This is a genomic window from Providencia sp. PROV114, from assembly GCF_032704305.1.
GTDB classification, from domain to species: Bacteria; Pseudomonadota; Gammaproteobacteria; order Enterobacterales; family Enterobacteriaceae; genus Providencia; species Providencia rettgeri.
Genome location: NZ_CP120528.1, coordinates 1,767,112 through 1,785,939 on the forward strand (window position 1 = coordinate 1,767,112; position 18,828 = coordinate 1,785,939).

Here is an 18,828-nt window from a genome sequence, read left to right on the forward strand (position 1 = left end):
TTCATCGCACTTTTTCGCACTAAAATTTTTGATTTGTGAAATTTTGTAATGAATAAAGTCGGCTTTTATAAAGGCTATAGCGTAAATCTAGGTAAGAATGGCTGAAAATAGGGTGAAATTCGCGTAGTATCCATAGGTAATAATATCAAGAGGATAAAATAATGCGCAAACTATTATTATTAGCAGCAGCGATGTCACCATTGTTCGTAGGTACTGCCCATGCAGTTTCAGTCAGTGCACAAGCGGGTGAACATTTTACTGAGCTGTCTGCAGGGCTAGGTAACCAAAATGCAGGGTTAGCATTTAACGGTTCTTGGGCTCGTAGTGACCATGATGGGCAAACGGGTAGTATTGGTGCCACATTTGGTTTACCTGTTGGGCCTTTCTCTGCATTTGTCGGGGGTAAAGGGTTATATTTATCACCGGATCACAATAGTAGTGGTGCTGCATTAGCGGTTGGTGGTGGGTTAAATTGGCAGGCTATGCCTTCATTAAATATTTATGGTGAAGCCTATGGTGCTCCTGAGTCATTGACCTCAGGTAGCAAGTCTTATGTCGAAGCGAAAGCGGGTGCACGTTATACCGTATTTAAACCTTTATCTATTGATGCAGGTTATCGCTTGATTGAAATGAAAGGAACTCATGGCAATAGTAGCGATAAAGTTGCCGATGGCTGGTATGTAGGGGCTGGCCTTTCATTCTAAGATTGTTAAATTTATCATTTATTAGATTTAACCGTTTGAATCTCGAAAAAACCGCCAAATACTACGTTTGGCGGTTTTTTTATATCTTTAGAATATTATTAATAAGCGAATAGTTTAGCCAACGTTTGGTAAAAATCCGGCAACAATCGAAAATTGGATAGCGATTACTGCCACACCACATGCCAACACTAAGGCTAAAATAGGTGTACCGCCTTTAACTTGATACCCACCTTGAGTTTCTAATTTACGTACACGTAGGGTTAACAGTGCAGGAATAATCAGTGCTAAGACTGAGAGCGCGACAGCGGCATAAGTTAATGCTTGTACGAAACTACTAAAGAATAGGGCGGCCAATAATGGCGGAACAAAGGTAAGCAAGCCTGTTTGTGCACGACCGATAAAATGGTTGCTACGCTTGAACAAATCTGCGAGGTAATCAAATAAGCCCAATGCAACACCTAAGAAAGACGTGGCTAACGCTAAATCCATAAATAGGCTGACGGCAATATTGACTCGAGGTGTAGCAACAACATCGCGAATTGCGGTGAGTAACCCATTAAGGCCAGACTCCTGCGCTAGGATCCCGATAAAGGTGTGTGATGGAATAGAACCTAACGTAGCGATTTGCCATAGAATATAAGCTACTAAAGGAATTGCACTTCCGGTAATGAAAATCATACGTAATTTACGTACATCTCCATTCATATAGTTAACTAAACTCGGTACGCTACCATGAAAACCAAAAGAGGTAAAAATAACGGGCACTGCGGCCAAAACAAGGCCTTTTTCAATCGGCATAGTGCTTAAGTTTACCGCTTCAGCATGTGGCATCATCACAACGAGCATGATGACCAAAAAAATCGTTTTTGCTGTAAATAAAATACGGTTAATAAAATCGACTGAATGTGTGCCAATGCACACGACTGCACCACCAATAATAGTAAATGCGATAATGGCAGTGTTGGTTGAAATGTTAATTCCCCACCAAGAAGACAGGCTATCTGAAATTAATACGCCTGCACCACCGATGTAAGCGGTTGTTAATGCATACATTAATAGCAGCATACTGAGCCCAGTCACTATTTGGCCAACAGGACCCAGATATTTTTTAGCGACGGAGCCTAGACCCATATTTGCAGGGTTATGCTGATACACTTCGACTAATAGCAATGAGGTATAACTCATTAACATCCATAATCCAACAAGCAAGCAAACGATGCCTGTGAAACCGACTCCTGCAGCGGCAAGTGGCATTGCCAACATCCCTGCACCTATTGTTGTCCCTGCAACGATTAACACACTGCCAAGCGTACGATTCTTCACAAGTTCCTCTGATTGAATTTCAATAATTAACAAGTGATGCAGATTATGCGATCGAAAGTTCGCTGTCAAATGTAAATTACAGCTGGTGTAATCATAAGTTTACACTGATAATCAAGTAGATAGCGAAACTAAAGACAATAATCAGGGTTAATTAAGTGAAGAAAAAATGATGATTTATAGTGACTAAAGGTAAATTTAAATGGGGTGATTTGTTAAAAAAGGTGTGGTAATTAGTTGATTTTTATTAAAATGGCAGCTAACTGTACAGTATGTCAGTTACTTAATGTAAATTATGTGATGAGGTCAAAATAAAAGCATAAAAAATAAAACTAAATTGATTTTGAAGTTATCATAAATCAAATTAATGCTTGAAAATCATCCCGATAATATATGCAAACATATATATAAAGGATGGAACTATGGACTTTATGATTCAACTCGCCATTATCCTTGTTTGCTTATTCTATGGAGCAAAAAAAGGGGGAATGGCACTCGGGCTATTAGGTGGTGTTGGCCTAGTTATCTTAGTTTTTGGTTTTGGTTTACCGCCTGGAAAACCGCCTGTTGATGTTATGCTTGTTATCATTGCTGTTGTTGCCGCATCAGCGACGTTACAAGCATCAGGCGGTTTAGATGTCATGCTGCAAATTGCAGAACGACTACTGCGGAAAAACCCTAAGTACATTTCTATTGTGGCACCTTTTGTGACATGTATCTTAACCATTTTGTGTGGTACAGGGCATGTGGTATATACGATTTTACCTATCATCTACGATGCGGCGATTAAAAATAATATCCGTCCAGAAAGACCGATGGCCGCGAGTAGTATTGGCGCACAAATGGGGATTATCGCCAGTCCGGTTTCAGTCGCGGTTGTTTCACTAGTAGCAATGCTAAATGGTGTGACAATCAATGGTAAGTCACTCGAATTTTTGGATTTATTAGCAATTACTATCCCATCAACGTTAATTGGTATTTTAGCTATTGGTATTTTCAGTTGGTTTAGAGGTAAAGATCTCGATAAAGACCCTGTATTCCAAGAGTTTATCTCAGTCCCTGAAAACCATGATTATGTTTATGGTGACAGTGTGACACTGCTAAATACAAAATTACCGAAAATTAACTGGGTCGCGATGTGGATTTTTTTAGCCTCTATCGCAGTTGTTGCACTACTTGGCGCATTCTCTGAACTAAGGCCGCTAGTTAATGGTAAGCCGTTATCTATGGTTTTAGTCATCCAGATGTTTATGTTATTAGCGGGTGCGCTAATTATCATTATCTGTAAGACCAATCCTGGGCAAATTTCAAAGAATGAAGTATTCCGTTCAGGGATGATTGCTATCGTGGCGGTGTATGGTATCGCTTGGATGGCGGAAACCATGTTCGGCGCACACATGGATGAAATTAAAGGAACGTTAGGTTCTTTAGTGAAAGATTTCCCTTGGGCTTATGCCGTTATCTTGTTATTAGTTTCTAAGTTTGTTAACTCTCAAGCCGCTGCACTAGCCGCTGTTGTACCAATTGCATTAGGTATTGGTGTTGACCCTGCCTATATTATCGCTTCTGCGCCTGCGTGTTATGGTTACTACATTTTACCGACTTATCCAAGTGATCTTGCGGCAATTCAATTTGACCGTTCTGGAACAACGCGTATTGGTAAATTTGTTATCAACCACAGTTTCATTCTACCGGGGTTAATTGGGGTGGGTGTGTCTTGTGTGTTTGGCTGGGTATTTGCAGGTTTATATGGTTATTTATAATCAATAAAGTAAGTGAATAAAAAGTGATTGCACAGGTAACGGATAAACCGCTGTGCAATCACCTATTTTAGATTAACCGATTTCAATATCCGATAGCGGATGGCAGCAGCAGGGAAGGATCTCGCCATCTTGTACAAATGCGATGGGTTTTTGTTTATAACCCACTTTACCATGCAATAATGTCACTCGGCACGAACCGCAGTAACCTTCACGACATTGATATTCTACAGGAATACGGCTGTCTTCTAAGGCTTCCAGCAAACAGGAGTGAACTTCGGTATGGTAGGGGACTTGAACACCCTGCGTTAACCGCAGGGTGATTTTATGGCTTGCCATACTTACAGTTCGAAGTCGCTCAAATCGTCGGTATCGACTTGAGAGTCAATTTGGCCGACTAAATAAGAACTCACTTCAACCTCTTGAGGCGCAACTTGTACGTTATCAGACACCAACCATGCGTTGATCCATGGAATTGGGTTTGAACGTGCTTCAAATGGCAATTTCAGGCCAACAGCTTGCATGCGAATGTTAGTAATATATTCAACATATTGGCATAAAATATCTTTATTTAAACCAATCATAGAGCCTTCGCTGAATAAATAGTCAGCCCACTCTTTTTCTTGCTCTGCTGCTTGAACGAACAGGTCATAACACTCTTGTTCGCACTCTGCCGCGATTTCGGCCATTTCTGGGTCATCTTGCCCTGAGCGCAACAGGTTCAACATGTGTTGTGTTCCCGTTAAGTGCAGCGCTTCATCACGTGCGATTAGCTTGATGATTTTAGCATTTCCTTCCATCAGTTCGCGTTCAGCAAACGCAAATGAACAGGCAAAGCTAACATAGAAACGGATGGCTTCGAGCGCATTGACGCTCATTAGGCACAGATACAGCTGTTTCTTCAATTGACGTAGAGAAACAGTGACTTGTTTGCCGTTACAAGTATGCGTGCCTTCACCAAACATATGATAGTAATTGGTCATTTCGATCAGGTCATCGTAAAAACCAGAAATATCTTTAGCACGTTTTAAAATTTCTTCATTTTCAACGATATCGTCAAAAATAATGGCTGGGTCATTTACAATATTACGAATAATGTGTGTATATGAACGTGAGTGGATAGTTTCAGAAAACGCCCACGTTTCAACCCAAGTTTCCAGTTCAGGAATCGAAATCAGCGGCAATAATGCCACATTAGGGCTGCGGCCCTGAATAGAGTCCAGCAGCGTTTGGTATTTCAGATTACTGATAAAAATATGTTTTTCGTGGTCTGGCAACGCGTTATAGTCAATACGGTCGCGAGATACGTCAACTTCTTCAGGGCGCCAGAAAAACGACAATTGTTTTTCAATCAGCTTTTCAAAAATAGGGTACTTTTGCTGATCATAGCGTGCCACGTTAACTGGTTGGCCGAAAAACATCGGCTCCAGCATTTGGTCATTTTTTTTCTGTGAAAATGTTGTATATGTATGTGACATAACAATTCCTATTAAATTTTACACGCGCCGCCTTCGCAATCGGAATCCGCTGACTCAACAACTTCTTCCAGATCGCCCTGAACATCTTCCGCCCCATCGCGGGTGTTGTGGTAGTAAAGTGTTTTCACACCAAACTTATAGGCGAGCAATAAATCTTTTAGCAATTGGTTCATTGGTACTTTGCCGCTCTCAAAACGAGTCGGGTCATAGTTTGTGTTAGCAGAAATCGACTGGTCGATAAATTTCTGCATGATACCAACGAGTTGTAAATAGCCACTGTTTGAAGGCATTTGCCATAGTAGCTCGTATGCGCCTTTCAGATTTTCGTAATCTGGCACTACTTGACGCAAAATACCATCTTTAGAGGCTTTAATACTGATATAACCACGTGGTGGCTCAATACCATTGGTTGCGTTAGAAATCTGTGATGATGTCTCTGAAGGCATCAATGCAGACAGTGTCGAGTTACGCAGACCATGTTGTTTAATATCTTGGCGTAAAGCTTCCCAATCGTAATGCAAAGGTTCATTAGTTAACTTATCGAGCTCTTTTTTATAGGTATCGATAGGTAAAACGCCTTGTGCATAAGTTGTTTCATTGAACCATGGGCAAGCACCTTGCTCTTTTGCTAACTCATTCGAGGCTTTTAATAGATAATACTGAATGGCTTCGAATGTTTTGTGCGTTAAATTGTTCGCACTACCGTCAGAATAACGAACACCGTGCTTCGCGAGATAATAAGCGTAGTTAATCACCCCAATACCGAGTGTACGACGCCCCATTGAGCCTTGCTTCGCCGCAATGATTGGGTAATCTTGGTAGTCAAGCAGTGCATCAAGAGCACGAACAGCTAATATTGCCAGCTCTTCTAATTCATCTAGGCTATCAATCGCCCCTAAGTTAAATGCCGATAATGTACACAGCGCAATTTCACCGTTCTCGTCATTAATGTTATTTAATGGCTTAGTTGGCAGTGCAATTTCTAAACATAAGTTTGACTGACGAACAGGGGCAACCTGTGGGTCAAATGGGCTATGTGTATTACAGTGGTCAACGTTTTGAATATAGATTCGGCCAGTAGACGCACGTTCTTGCATCATTAATGAAAATAGCTCAACCGCTTTAACACTGGATTTGCGAATATTTTCATCTTGTTCGTATTTCACATATAAACGTTCAAATTCGTCTTGATCAGCGAAAAATGCATCATAAAGACCTGGAACGTCTGATGGACTGAATAATGTAATATCTTGGTTTTTAATCAAACGCTCATACATTAACTTGTTGAGTTGCACACCGTAATCCATATGGCGAACACGGTTACCTTCAACCCCACGATTATTTTTCAGTACCAATAAACTTTCAACTTCAAGGTGCCAAATAGGGTAGAACAAGGTTGCAGCACCACCACGAACGCCACCTTGCGAACAAGATTTCACCGCAGTTTGGAAGTGTTTATAGAACGGAATACAACCAGTGTGGAACGCTTCACCACCACGAATTGGGCTACCTAATGCACGAATGCGGCCTGCATTTACCCCAATACCTGCACGCTGTGAGACATATTTCACAATTGCGCTTGAAGTGGCATTGATGGAATCTAAGCTGTCACCACACTCAATCAGTACACAAGAGCTGAATTGACGTGTAGGAGTACGTACCCCCGCCATAATTGGCGTAGGTAATGAAATTTTGAATGTTGAAACGGCGTCATAGAAACGGCGAATATAATCGAGACGCGTCTCTTTTGGGTAATGTGAAAACAGGCAAGCAGCAACTAAAATGTATAAAAACTGTGCGCTTTCATAAATTTCACCGGTAACACGGTTTTGAACTAAATATTTTCCTTCAAGCTGTTTTACCGCAGCATAGGAAAAATTCATATCACGCCAATGGTCTATAAAGCTATCCATTTGCTCGAACTCTGCTTCAGAGTAGTCTTCCAGCAAATGCTTGTCATATTTCCCCATTTCGACGAGGTGTTTAACATGCTTATATAATGCAGGCGGTTCAAACTGGCCATAGGCTTTCTTGCGTAAGTTAAAAATAGCAAGACGTGCAGCTAAGTATTGGTAATCAGGTGTATCACCCGTAATTAAATCTGCTGCTGCTTTGATCATCGTTTCGTGAATGTCAGAAGTTCTGATCCCATCATAAAACTGAATCTGTGAACGTAACTCCACTTGAGAAACGGATACGTTACTTAGGCCTTCCGCGGCCCAGGTTATTACCTTGTGGATTTTGTCGAGATCAATGCGTTCTTTATGTCCATCACGCTTTGTGACTAACAGACTCTGGTTCATGAGCAAGTACACCTTGGTTGAACTACAAATGGGTTAAAAAAACATAAAAAAGCTCATGGTGTAATGCCATGAGGCTAGTAGTGTTATGTTTGCTTGTACCACTATATGTAGTAGTTTGTTTAGAATACCATAACAAGATAATGTTAATGTGTGATTTTATCAAGTGAACAAATTAGAGGGATCTTGTGGATAACTGGTTGGATAAGAAAACAGATCATGTCGGTAAGCTGCATGGTAAAAGGCATTAATAAAAAAAATGCTTCCGACATGAGGACTAAAATAAATTTTGTAAACTGCGATCGTTTGCTGCTTTCTTAAACGTACTGCTTGTGATTTATTCTTTTCACGACTAAATGACTATTCGCTCACAGTATGCAGCATATAATTTACATCAACATTTGGCCCTAGCCAGAATTTATCCGTTAATGGGTTGAAGTGTAACCCTATGATATGTTTATCTTTCAGTGGTGTTCCGTCAATCCAGCCAATTAACTCAGAAGGGCGAATAAATTTGTTGGCATCATGAGTCCCTTTAGGCACGATTTTCATAATATATTCAGCGGCGACAACAGCCATTAACCATGCTTTTTTGTTACGGTTAATGGTTGAAAAAATCACGTGTCCACCCGGTTTCACTAATTTAGCGCAAGCTCTAACGACAGACTGAGGGTCCGGAACATGTTCAAGCATCTCCATACATGTGACAACATCATAGGCTTGAGGGTGCTTGTCTGCGTGCTGTTCGACGGTTTCTTGGACATATTCAACCGGAATACCTGACTCAAGAGAATGTAAGCGTGCGACCATTAAGGGTTCAGCCCCCATATCAAGGCCGGTGACTTCTGCACCTTCACGCGCCATACTTTCGGATAAAATGCCACCGCCACAACCAACATCAAGAATTTTTTTACCGAAAACACCGTCTACACGCTGCATAATATAACCTAAACGTAAAGGGTTGATGCGGTGTAGTGGGGCAAATTCACCTTCTAAGTCCCACCAACGCGAAGCGATGGACTCAAATTTCTCGATCTCTTGCTTATCGACGTTAAGGTACGTTGGGGTTTGGGTGTCATTCATACAAAGAAGCTCCTATTTTTAACCTATTCCCTAAAGCCTATTAACGATAATTATATTTAAACTATGTTCAGTAGGGGGAGATAGCGGTCCGATAAGAATTGATGGCTAAAATATAAACAACAATGCAATTATTGCAGTTATTAATTGATAAACCCTCAAGTTTCGGACACATAAACTTAATTTTCCGCTATTATACATAGCTTGGAAGACAAATACCCGTCTCTTATTTTTATTAAATTGGCGAATTGTGGTATAGTTCTACTCTTTGAATCCGAAGTTATGAGGGACAGTGGTTCCATGAGCGAGATTGCCAGAGAAATCACACCAGTTAATATCGAAGAAGAGCTTAAAAGTTCGTATTTGGATTATGCAATGTCCGTTATTGTCGGCCGTGCACTTCCAGATGTTCGAGATGGACTGAAGCCAGTACACCGCAGAGTACTGTTTGCGATGAATGTATTGGGAAATGATTGGAATAAACCCTATAAAAAATCTGCCCGTATTGTTGGGGACGTCATCGGTAAATACCATCCACATGGTGATAGCGCTGTTTACGAGACAATCGTTCGTCTAGCACAGCCTTTCTCAATGCGTTACATGCTGGTTGATGGTCAGGGAAACTTCGGTTCAGTTGACGGAGACTCCGCAGCGGCAATGCGTTATACGGAAATCCGTATGGCGAAAATTGCCCATGAGCTACTGGCTGACCTTGAAAAAGAAACCGTTGATTTCGTTCCAAACTATGATGGAACAGAGCAAATTCCTGAAGTTATGCCGACGAAAATCCCCAACCTTTTGGTTAATGGGTCGTCAGGTATTGCTGTTGGGATGGCAACCAATATTCCACCTCACAATTTAGGGGAAGTGATTAACGGTTGTCTTGCCTATATAGAAGATGAAGACATCAGTATTGAAGGCTTAATGGAACACATTCCAGGGCCTGACTTTCCTACAGCGGCGATTATCAACGGCCGTCGTGGGATTATTGATGCATATCGTACAGGGCGTGGCAAGGTCTATATCCGTGCAAGCGCTGAAGTGGAAGTCGATGAGAAAAATGGTCGTGAAACCATTATTGTCAGCGAAATCCCTTATCAAGTGAATAAAGCTCGCTTGATTGAAAAAATTGCAGAATTAGTTAAAGACAAACGCGTTGAAGGTATCAGTGCACTGCGTGACGAGTCGGATAAAGACGGTATGCGCATTGTTATTGAAGTTAAACGCGATGCGGTGGGTGAAGTTGTACTAAACAACTTATATTCATTGACCCAATTGCAAGTTTCTTTTGGTATCAATATGGTAGCTCTACATCAAGGGCAACCCAAAATACTGAATTTAAAAGATATCATTGCTGCTTTTGTGCGTCACCGTCGTGAAGTTGTCACTCGTCGTACGATTTTTGAATTACGCAAAGCGCGTGACCGTGCTCATATCCTTGAAGCATTAGCAATCGCCTTGGCTAATATTGACCCAATTATTGAACTGATCCGTAAAGCACCAACGCCTGCCGAAGCAAAAGCAGGGCTAATTGCACGCTCTTGGGATCTGGGTAATGTTGCTGCGATGCTAGAACGCGCGGGTGATGACGCCGCTCGTCCTGAGTGGTTAGAGCCTCAGTTTGGTGTGCATGAAGGGCAATATTTCCTGACTGAACAACAAGCCCAAGCTATTTTGGACTTACGCCTCCAAAAATTAACGGGCCTTGAGCACGAAAAATTACTGGAAGAGTACCGTGAACTTCTAGTGCAAATTGAAGCTTTACTGTTTATTTTACGCAGCCCTGAACGTTTGATGGAAGTGATTCGCGAAGAGTTAGAAATTATTCGTGATACTTACAACGACCCTCGTCGTACAGAAATTACAGAAAATACCGCAGACATCAATATTGAAGATTTGATCAACCAAGAAGATGTAGTGGTGACATTATCTCATCAAGGTTATGTGAAATATCAGCCTCTGTCTGATTACGAAGCACAGCGCCGTGGTGGTAAAGGTAAGTCTGCGGCAAGAACTAAAGACGAAGACTTCATTGAACGATTATTGGTCGCCAATACACATGACACCATCTTGTGTTTCTCAAGCCGTGGTCGGTTATATTGGATGAAAGTTTACCAATTACCAGAAGCGAGCCGTGGCGCTCGTGGTCGCCCAATTGTTAACTTATTACCACTAGAACAAGATGAGCGTATTACGGCCATCTTACCTGTACGTGAATATGAAGAGGGTTACAACGTCTTCATGGCAACGGCGAGTGGTACTGTGAAGAAAACGCCTTTACAAGAGTTTAGTCGCCCAAGAAGTGCCGGTATTATTGCGGTGAACTTGAATGACGGTGATGAACTGATTGGTGTTGATTTAACAGATGGTTCAAACGAAGTCATGCTGTTTTCAGCTCAGGGTAAAGTTGTGCGCTTCGCTGAAGATGCCGTTCGTCCTATGGGACGTACCGCAACAGGTGTACGTGGTATTAAATTAATGGATAACGACAAAGTCGTTTCTTTGATTATTCCACGTGGAGAAGGGCATATCTTAACTGTGACAGAAAATGGTTACGGTAAACGTACTGAAGAAGCTGAATACCCAACTAAATCTCGTGCAACTCAAGGTGTTATCTCCATTAAAGTGAGTGAGCGAAACGGGAATGTAGTTGGCGCGATTCAGGTTGATGAAACAGACCAAATCATGATGATCACGGATGCCGGCACATTAGTTCGTACACGGGTGTCTGAAGTGAGCGTCGTTGGCCGTAATACTCAAGGTGTTACCTTGATTAGAACCGCTGAAGATGAAAAAGTTGTTGGTTTGCAGCGCGTTGCTGAAACAGATGACGATGAAAACAATGATGATGAGATTGCAAATGAAAACACTGAAGAAAATGGTGTTGATGATGCAAATATCGACGATCAAGAGTAATCATCGCGTTTAATTTAATGAACGGGTAGCGTAATTAGCTGCCCGTTTTAGTTTCTAACCTTAATGTCTTAATTTTAATACTTTTCATGTTAGTCGCTTTTTTATCATGTAATCGAGTATAATTAGCGGTCATAGTATCGAATATACAGGAAAGCGCTTGAGATATTTACCCTCGTTTAAAACATCACTTAGACTTTCTCGGGATTTATTTCGTATCCTCGGCTTGATGTTGTGGGGTATGGGCGTTTTTATTACTTTATTCTTCCTTTATTCGCAATTTAATGAATACAAATCGGACATTCGTCAACAGTTCTATTCGGGTTATGAAAACCTGCAAGCCTATATTCAACAAACCGGAGCGACACTTAATTCTATCCAGTCAATGACTGAGCTATATCGAGTAAAGCTACAAGAATCGACAGAAGTAAAGAATCTTCCAAGTAAATTTCTCGAATTACCGAACGCATCTAATTACTCTTTCTATAAATTAACGCCGAATACGGATTGTGATTATTTTAGGGATAGAGCAGAGAATTACTTGCAGGCTTTTGAACAACTGAATTACTTTTGGAAAGAGAGTATTGCTGCACCTCAAGCTTTAAACCATGTCTTTTTAGTTGGTTCAAGAAGTTATTGTATGGTGGATTATCCGATCCGCTCAACAATATCTGATATCGAAATACTCAAAAAAGTCAGCTATGAAAGTGTGCGGACTTACCAAGGCTTGAGGTTACAAGGAAAAGAGCGCAATTTATTTACAATTATGCATGGTGCACAGCCAGATTATGGGCAAGTTTACTTAATTCAGGCAATCAAGCACGATAACATGCTGCCTGCGTTTATTGGGTTAGAACGTTCAATTAACTTGAATCAATTCAATATACGCCGAAATAAAGCTATCGAAATACTAATAATTAACGACTATAACCAGCCTGTTTTATATTCTCCTATCGATATCAACCCTAAGAGCTCAGCGTTACTCAATATTTCAGAGCCTTCATTCTTTGGTTTTAACTCAGATTATTCAAAATTAATCTTCAAAAAACGCTTACTGCCCTCTCAAATTACGGTCATTTTCTCCATTGCGACGTCTGAAATATTAACTAGTTTAGAAAATACTATTTTTTACGGTATTGTCCTTAATATTTTTACGGGTGGGCTAATTTTCTTTTTAATTTGGTTACTTGAAAGGAAAATGCTAGAACCTGCAGAGAACACCGCGATACGGCTTGAAGAGCATGAACAATTCAATCACAAAATAGTGGCATCAGCACCTGTCGGTATCATCATTTTAAGATTAACCGATGGAGGTAATATCCTTAGTAATGAATTAGCTCATGACTATTTCCGGCTATTAAATGAAGATGATAAACAGCGAATATTAACAATCATTCGCCAAAAAACGAGCAATTATATTGATGTGGTGACAACCAATGGCACACATTTACAAATTAGCTTTGTAAACTCTCGTTATCAGAATGAAGATGTCGCTATTTGTGTATTAGTGGACATCAGTATTCGTGTTCAAATGGAAAAATCGTTGCAAGATGTAGCCGATGCAGCGGAACAAGCGAACCATGCTAAGTCGATGTTCTTAGCGACAGTAAGCCATGAATTAAGAACACCGTTATATGGCATTATTGGTAACATAGAATTGCTACAACGTTATGAGTTATCTGAGAAAGCGACACGTTTGGTTTCCACTATGGATAACTCATCGTCGCTTTTATTACAGATTATTAGTGATATTTTGGACTTTTCAAAAATTGAATCTAAGCAGTTGAAAATAGAAAGCAAACTGTTTAATTGTCGTGAAGTTTTTGAGTTCGTATTAGCGAACTACTTGCCATTAGTGTCTAAGAAAAAAATATCATTATATTCTTATATTGAACCTAACATTCCTGATCTCATTTTGAACGATTCTGTGCGTTTACAACAAGTGGTTTCTAATATTGTTAATAACAGTATTAAATTTACAGAATCAGGCTTTGTATTGCTGTATGTTTGGAAAGATGAGAATTATTTAAAGATTGAAATACGTGATTCAGGAATTGGAATGACCCATGCAGTGGTCATGCAGTTGTTTGACCCATTTTTTCAAGTTCATGACCAAAATAATATCGGTCATAAAGGAACAGGGTTAGGATTAGCGATTTGTGAAAAACTGATTAACCTCATGGATGGTGATATTGAGGTCAATTCCCAAATTGGGCTTGGTAGCTCATTTACTATTCGTATTCCTTTATATGGTCAAGAATATATTAAGAAAAACATTCCAGAATATCGTGCACATTATCGTATTGCTATCTCGTGCCGAAATGAATTTTTAATGAATTTTCTTTTACGCTTGTTAAGTCATGAGCAATTTACGGTTGTGGGTCATCACTCGATTGATAAAACACAAAATTATGACCTGCTAATAACCGATTATGAGTATACCGGAGGTATAACCTGTGAAGATCATATCCAGTTATCAAGTTTTTATGCCGGTGAACTTCACGAAATAAAATCACACCAATGGATTTATAATACATATCAATTAGATAAGTTGCCTGTTTTAATTGATAAAGTCATCATGAAAACGATTGAGCAATCGCAGAAAAATAATATAGCAAATCAACCATTGGTTGCTGATAATTCGTTTGGTGAATACCATGTGTTAATTGTCGATGACCACCCAATTAACCGAGCATTATTGAGTGAACAATTAGCGTCTATCGGTTTTACTACAGGCACTGCAATAGATGGATTAGATGCACTAAAATATCTAAATAATCATCACGTTGATATTGTTTTAACGGATGTAAATATGCCAAATATGGATGGTTATCAGCTGGCAAAAGAACTGCGGCGCTTAGAGTTTAGCTTACCCGTTATCGCATTAACTGCTAATGCAATGGCAGAAGAAAAGCAACGCTGTATTAATGCAGGAATGAATGATTGTTTGTCAAAACCAACAACAATTGCAATTTTACGAGAGACCCTGACGCGCTACTGTTAAATATACTTAAAGATGAATGCAAAAATAAAAACCCATAACTGGGTTTTTATTGGTGTAGTCTTATCATTGAAATGAAACTCACTCTGAAGGCGAGTTATCAATACTTACAGAAGAAAGGTAATTTAGCAGCGCAATATCATTTTCAACGCCTAATTTCAGCATGGCTGATTTTTTCTGGCTACTGATCGTTTTTATGCTACGGTTAAGTTTTTTCGCAATTTCAGTGACTAAAAAGCCTTCAGCAAATAAACGTAGTACTTCACTTTCTTTTGGTGATAAGCGTTTATCGCCGTAGCCACTTGCATTGACTTTTTCCAGTAGCTTACTCACACTTTCTGGCGTGAATTTTTTGCCTTTCTGTAAAGCGGCTAAAGCTTTAGGTAAATCAGCTGGTGCGCCTTGTTTTAACACAATCCCTTCAATATCTAGCTCTAATATTGCGCTAAGAATGGCTGGGTTATTGTTCATTGTGAGAACAATGATTGATAGATCAGGATAATGCCGTTTGATGTATTTGATTAAAGTAATACCATCGCCATATTTATCACCTGGCATTGATAAATCAGTAACTAGCACGTCTGCATTTAAGCGTGCTAAGTTATTAATCAAAGAGGTTGAGTCCTCAAATTCCCCTACGATATTCACCCATTCAATTTGTTCAAGTGATTTTCTGATGCCGAAAAGAACGATAGGGTGATCATCGGCAACAATGACATTTAGGTTATTCATATTATTGGTTACCTTCTGGCATTAGTTTTTTGACTGAATTATCCAGCATGCTAATGCAATTTTTTATTTCCAATCCGTTTTCATCTGCTATGTAACGCTCCAAATCTTCACAAAGCTTATGAAGAAAAGTAAATTCGAGCATAGCAAAAACTCCTTTTAAACGATGTGCAGTGTTTTTCAATTCGGTCAAATCCTCAACACTTTCACTATTATACAGTTTATTAATATCTATCGGTACTGTTGTGATAAACAAATCTCGATATCCACTATTTGCTAGTATTAATTGATAACTTGCAATTGCATCTTCTATTGATTCATTCGAGGTTCGTGAAACCGTTTGGTCATCAACATTGTGAAAAATCAGATTATTAGAATGCTCATGTTCATGATCCGTGTTTTCGATCAGTAATGAGATGGCATCAATTAATTCATCAGCAAAATTATAGTTAGCTTCGATGTAATGAGGTTGTAATTGGTTTATTCCTGAAAGAGTACCATTTACTTTAACAATATTTTCAAAATATTCCTCATTATTATCAGTTATCAAGAGATCCCAGTTGGTATGAGGGGAACTCTCACTTAAGTCCAAATATTCTGCTCCATAATTAGTTAATATATTCCTAACAATCCGTGAAATATCTGCATTATGTATGTTTAAGCGTATACAAACATCTTCCAATAAAGCCGGGTAGTCTTTAACTAGTAACTCTTTAGCTGCAGGTAGCGTAATTTCATAATGAGTGCCGATTGCATCACTAGAACGAATAGAAAAAGCACCATTCATTTTTTTTACCAGTAGTTTGCATAAATAAAATGTTATACCTGAACGTGTAAAGTTAGAGGAATTTAAAATCTGTCCAGTAAAAGGACTTTGCAAATTACTCAGTTCTTGATTACTTACGCCAGTCCCACTGTCTCTAATATTCAGTAAGATGATATTTTTACTAGCATTATAAGATAACGTGAATGAAATTTTTCCAAAAGAGGTTGTTGCAATAGAATAATCCCAAATTAGCTGTATTAATTGCTTTAAATAATCCAGATTAGCCACGATAAGCGAATCTGGATTGAGATTATTATGAAAATAAAGCGCTAACCCTTTGTTATTACACTGCGATAAGTTTTGTTTTAAAAATTGACTCACAAGGTTACTGATAGAAACGTTCTCTGTTTTTACGGGGTCAGTTTGAGACTCAAGTTGATTTAATAAGTTAATATTTTTAAACCAGCGATTAATATGAAAAAGCTGATTTTCAATTTCTAAAATAAATGCACGATTATTTATATTGGCAATTTCGGATAGTTTGGTTAATTGATTATCAACTTTAATTAGTGAAGGCAATATTTCACTACACATATTCTCAAATACAGCTTTACGCATATGAATATTTTTTTTGTATTCGCGATTCGCTAATTCTTGGCGTTTTTGGGTTAATGCTTCTTTATCTTTATCCGTAATAATGAAGAGAACTGTATTGGATTTTGATATGTTATCGACAAGAACAACTTCATAGACAATATTTTCGATAGAAACTTGAATAACATCATGATTTTCCATGGCCATTTCTTTAATGTGAACCAGATCCATGGAAGGTAATAGTTGATTAGCAATATCATTGCTCAGAATTTTTTTGTTAGTGTTAAAGTCGTAAACTAAAATGCCGTACGAAATATGACTGATAATATCGCTAGTCAGTGCTTCATTAAAATTCAGTTCTTGCAGCATATTTGTATTGGGAGAAATCAGGCGTTTACGGATAAAGAGCATAATCAGCAAAGCAAAAAAGATCATGATAAGCATGCCAGTCATTAGCCATAAGTTATAGCTAATGACATTAAAAATAATGCTTTTTAATGAAATATGGTAATAAAGTTGATAACTGGTACCGTCAATAGGGTGGGAGAAGATGAGGTTAGTTCCAACCCAAGTTGTATGAGACTCATTGCTTCCTGTGCTTGCAGGGCGTGTATTTATCGTAAAAAAATCCCCATTTAAATTTGGGGGGATCAGTGAATTGATCGAAATATCAAAAGATATGACACTCGTTAACTGCCCTGGAGAATTAAACATCAGCCGATAAGTATAGTAATAAAGGTCATCAGGGGAGTATTTTTGAATATTTGAAATTATTTCCCGTCGATCTAACAATGTTGATTGTGTCAACATATCAGCGCGCTTTTCTTCTGCCGTTAAGGTGAGATAACTTTCTTTAAATCGTAGCTCAGGTTTAAGAATTGAATGGGTGGTTACTAAGACTAGTGTATTGTCTAAACCATTGAGATAATACATCGAGTTATATTCATTACGGGCACCCCAGACAATCTCCATATAATTTGCAAGCTTAGAGGCTAAAACATTACTACTTTGCTTATTATTACCAAATACAATGGCATCGATTGATTGGTTGGCGCTACTTAACCAAAAAATATCATGGCGCATTCCTGTCACAGTGAGATTATCGGCGGGAGGTACTGATGTCTTTTCATTGGCAATTTTGTAGATATGGCTCGCTTGATAACGATAATCTTCGATTTGATAGGCTAACCGACTCGCCATACTGTTCAAACTAGTCTGACGGCTTTGAACTAATGCTTGATAGTAGTTAAATAGCGATAAAAAAAGCATTACTATTAGCAACAGAATAAATGCTGCGAAAATACGAAAAAGAGTGTTTGGCTTTAATAATGATTGTTTGTACATACTGTAGCAAGTCGTCCCGTCGGCTAAAATATTATTAGATTAAAAATCATACGCCTAGAGAAAGGATAGACACCGATTTTGCACAGATACTACCATTTTTCTTGGGAAAGAGAGAGTGATTGAGTGAAGATTAGCCAAACGAAGTAAAAAAATCAATTTTTTTACTTTCAGGGGTAGACAAGTTGCAGGGATTCCTCCATAATCGCGCCCCATGGAGAGATGGCCGAGCGGTCGAAGGCAGCGGTCTTGAAAACCGCCGATGGGAAACCATCCTAGAGTTCGAATCTCTATCTCTCCGCCATATTCGCCGGCTTAGCTCAGTTGGTAGAGCAACTGACTTGTAATCAGTAGGTCACCAGTTCGACTCCGGTAGCCGGCACCAAATAAGAACCCGTTATCTCTCAACCAGATAACGGGTTTTTTCTTGTTTGTAATTCATGTCATTTTACCCCTTCTAGTTGCTGATAAGTACATCAAGAACATCACCACTCAAATGATTTTAAAACAATGAGAGAGTAGATATGGCTGAGATGAAATTAAAATCTCAGATGGATATTCGGGTTAACGACAGAACTGGTGATGAGAATAGTGAAGGGTGGTTAGGGTATTCCTATAATAGGAGGAGCTATCCACTCTATAAGTGGCTACAATCTTAGGTGAATTTACTGATCTTATTTTTTCTCATAGTAGTCTATGGTTGATGGCATCAAGTTGCTAAAAATAGCGACTAAATTGACAAATATAAGCAAAATAATCCGTAAAATGACAAAAATGCATATTAATAATGAGATTAATTAACCCATATATGTGATAATTTTGTCAGTTCACTACTGTTTAAG

11 protein-coding genes and 2 tRNA genes are annotated in these 18,828 nt (G+C 39.1%); 6 read left to right on the plus strand and 7 right to left on the minus strand.

What is annotated here, in order from left to right; genetic code table 11:
- The first annotated feature begins 161 nt into the window (after positions 1-161).
- Positions 162-704, plus strand: a complete 543-nt coding sequence (locus tag P3L37_RS07625; RefSeq protein ID WP_004912202.1) for a YfaZ family outer membrane protein — start codon at positions 162-164, stop codon at positions 702-704.
- Positions 705-818: 114 nt separating this feature from the next.
- Here the strand turns inward: P3L37_RS07625 and tyrP are convergent, their stop codons facing one another.
- On the minus strand, positions 819-1,967 hold the full coding sequence (tyrP, locus tag P3L37_RS07630; protein WP_231136507.1) for a tyrosine transporter TyrP: 1,149 nt from the start codon (positions 1,965-1,967) through the stop codon (positions 819-821).
- A 479-nt stretch (positions 1,968-2,446) separates the two neighbouring features.
- Between tyrP and P3L37_RS07635 the strand changes: the two genes are divergently transcribed.
- Complete coding sequence (locus P3L37_RS07635) at positions 2,447-3,787, plus strand: anaerobic C4-dicarboxylate transporter (protein ID WP_109911562.1); 1,341 nt, start codon at positions 2,447-2,449, stop codon at positions 3,785-3,787.
- Between the two features lie 72 nt (positions 3,788-3,859).
- Here P3L37_RS07635 and yfaE read toward each other — a convergent pair whose 3' ends face one another.
- From yfaE to ubiG, 4 genes are all read right to left on the minus strand, one after another.
- Positions 3,860-4,123, minus strand: coding sequence for a class I ribonucleotide reductase maintenance protein YfaE (gene yfaE / locus P3L37_RS07640; RefSeq protein WP_109911563.1), 264 nt, complete (start codon positions 4,121-4,123; stop codon positions 3,860-3,862).
- Between the two features lie 2 nt (positions 4,124-4,125).
- On the minus strand, positions 4,126-5,262 hold the full coding sequence (gene nrdB / locus P3L37_RS07645; RefSeq protein WP_004912195.1) for a class Ia ribonucleoside-diphosphate reductase subunit beta: 1,137 nt from the start codon (positions 5,260-5,262) through the stop codon (positions 4,126-4,128).
- Between the two features lie 11 nt (positions 5,263-5,273).
- The gene (gene nrdA / locus P3L37_RS07650) at positions 5,274-7,565 is read right to left on the minus strand and encodes a class 1a ribonucleoside-diphosphate reductase subunit alpha (RefSeq protein ID WP_004912194.1); all 2,292 of its coding nucleotides are present in this window, start codon (positions 7,563-7,565) and stop codon (positions 5,274-5,276) included.
- Between the two features lie 357 nt (positions 7,566-7,922).
- The gene (gene ubiG, locus P3L37_RS07655; protein ID WP_004912192.1) at positions 7,923-8,645 is read right to left on the minus strand and encodes a bifunctional 2-polyprenyl-6-hydroxyphenol methylase/3-demethylubiquinol 3-O-methyltransferase UbiG; all 723 of its coding nucleotides are present in this window, start codon (positions 8,643-8,645) and stop codon (positions 7,923-7,925) included.
- Between the two features lie 297 nt (positions 8,646-8,942).
- Here ubiG and gyrA point away from each other — a divergent pair, with 297 nt between their 5' ends.
- Together gyrA and rcsC are read left to right on the plus strand one after the other, a co-directional pair.
- A complete protein-coding gene (gene gyrA, locus P3L37_RS07660; protein WP_004912190.1) occupies positions 8,943-11,558 on the plus strand; it encodes a DNA topoisomerase (ATP-hydrolyzing) subunit A in 2,616 nt (871 codons plus the stop codon).
- Between the two features lie 214 nt (positions 11,559-11,772).
- Positions 11,773-14,559: a two-component system sensor histidine kinase RcsC gene (rcsC, locus tag P3L37_RS07665; protein ID WP_238562683.1), complete on the plus strand. Its 2,787-nt coding sequence runs from the start codon at positions 11,773-11,775 to the stop codon at positions 14,557-14,559.
- Positions 14,560-14,637: 78 nt separating this feature from the next.
- Here the strand turns inward: rcsC and rcsB are convergent, their stop codons facing one another.
- Both rcsB and rcsD read right to left on the minus strand, forming a co-directional pair.
- Complete coding sequence (gene rcsB, locus P3L37_RS07670) at positions 14,638-15,288, minus strand: response regulator transcription factor RcsB (RefSeq protein WP_004259923.1); 651 nt, start codon at positions 15,286-15,288, stop codon at positions 14,638-14,640.
- A gap of 1 nt (position 15,289) precedes the next feature.
- Complete coding sequence (gene rcsD, locus P3L37_RS07675; RefSeq protein WP_117162379.1) at positions 15,290-17,989, minus strand: phosphotransferase RcsD; 2,700 nt, start codon at positions 17,987-17,989, stop codon at positions 15,290-15,292.
- Between the two features lie 213 nt (positions 17,990-18,202).
- On the opposite strand from rcsD, the gene P3L37_RS07680 reads away from it, so the two are divergent.
- Positions 18,203-18,290 (plus strand) — tRNA-Ser (locus P3L37_RS07680).
- 5 nt (positions 18,291-18,295) lie between these two features.
- A tRNA-Thr gene (locus P3L37_RS07685) sits at positions 18,296-18,371 on the plus strand.
- Positions 18,372-18,828: the final 457 nt, after the last annotated feature.

Excerpts from the sequence above, each read along its gene's own strand:
- nrdB (WP_004912195.1), bottom strand. The coding sequence starts at position 5,262 with ATGTCACATACATATACAACATTTTCACAGAAAAAAAATGACCAAATG.
- ubiG (WP_004912192.1), bottom strand. The coding sequence starts at position 8,645 with ATGAATGACACCCAAACCCCAACGTACCTTAACGTCGATAAGCAAGAG.
- gyrA (WP_004912190.1), top strand. The coding sequence starts at position 8,943 with ATGAGCGAGATTGCCAGAGAAATCACACCAGTTAATATCGAAGAAGAG.
- rcsD (WP_117162379.1), bottom strand. The coding sequence starts at position 17,989 with ATGTACAAACAATCATTATTAAAGCCAAACACTCTTTTTCGTATTTTC.
- rcsB (WP_004259923.1), bottom strand. The coding sequence starts at position 15,288 with ATGAATAACCTAAATGTCATTGTTGCCGATGATCACCCTATCGTTCTT.
- P3L37_RS07635 (WP_109911562.1), top strand. The coding sequence starts at position 2,447 with ATGGACTTTATGATTCAACTCGCCATTATCCTTGTTTGCTTATTCTAT.
- tyrP (WP_231136507.1), bottom strand. The coding sequence starts at position 1,967 with ATGTTGGCAATGCCACTTGCCGCTGCAGGAGTCGGTTTCACAGGCATC.
- P3L37_RS07625 (WP_004912202.1), top strand. The coding sequence starts at position 162 with ATGCGCAAACTATTATTATTAGCAGCAGCGATGTCACCATTGTTCGTA.
- yfaE (WP_109911563.1), bottom strand. The coding sequence starts at position 4,123 with ATGGCAAGCCATAAAATCACCCTGCGGTTAACGCAGGGTGTTCAAGTC.
- nrdA (WP_004912194.1), bottom strand. The coding sequence starts at position 7,565 with ATGAACCAGAGTCTGTTAGTCACAAAGCGTGATGGACATAAAGAACGC.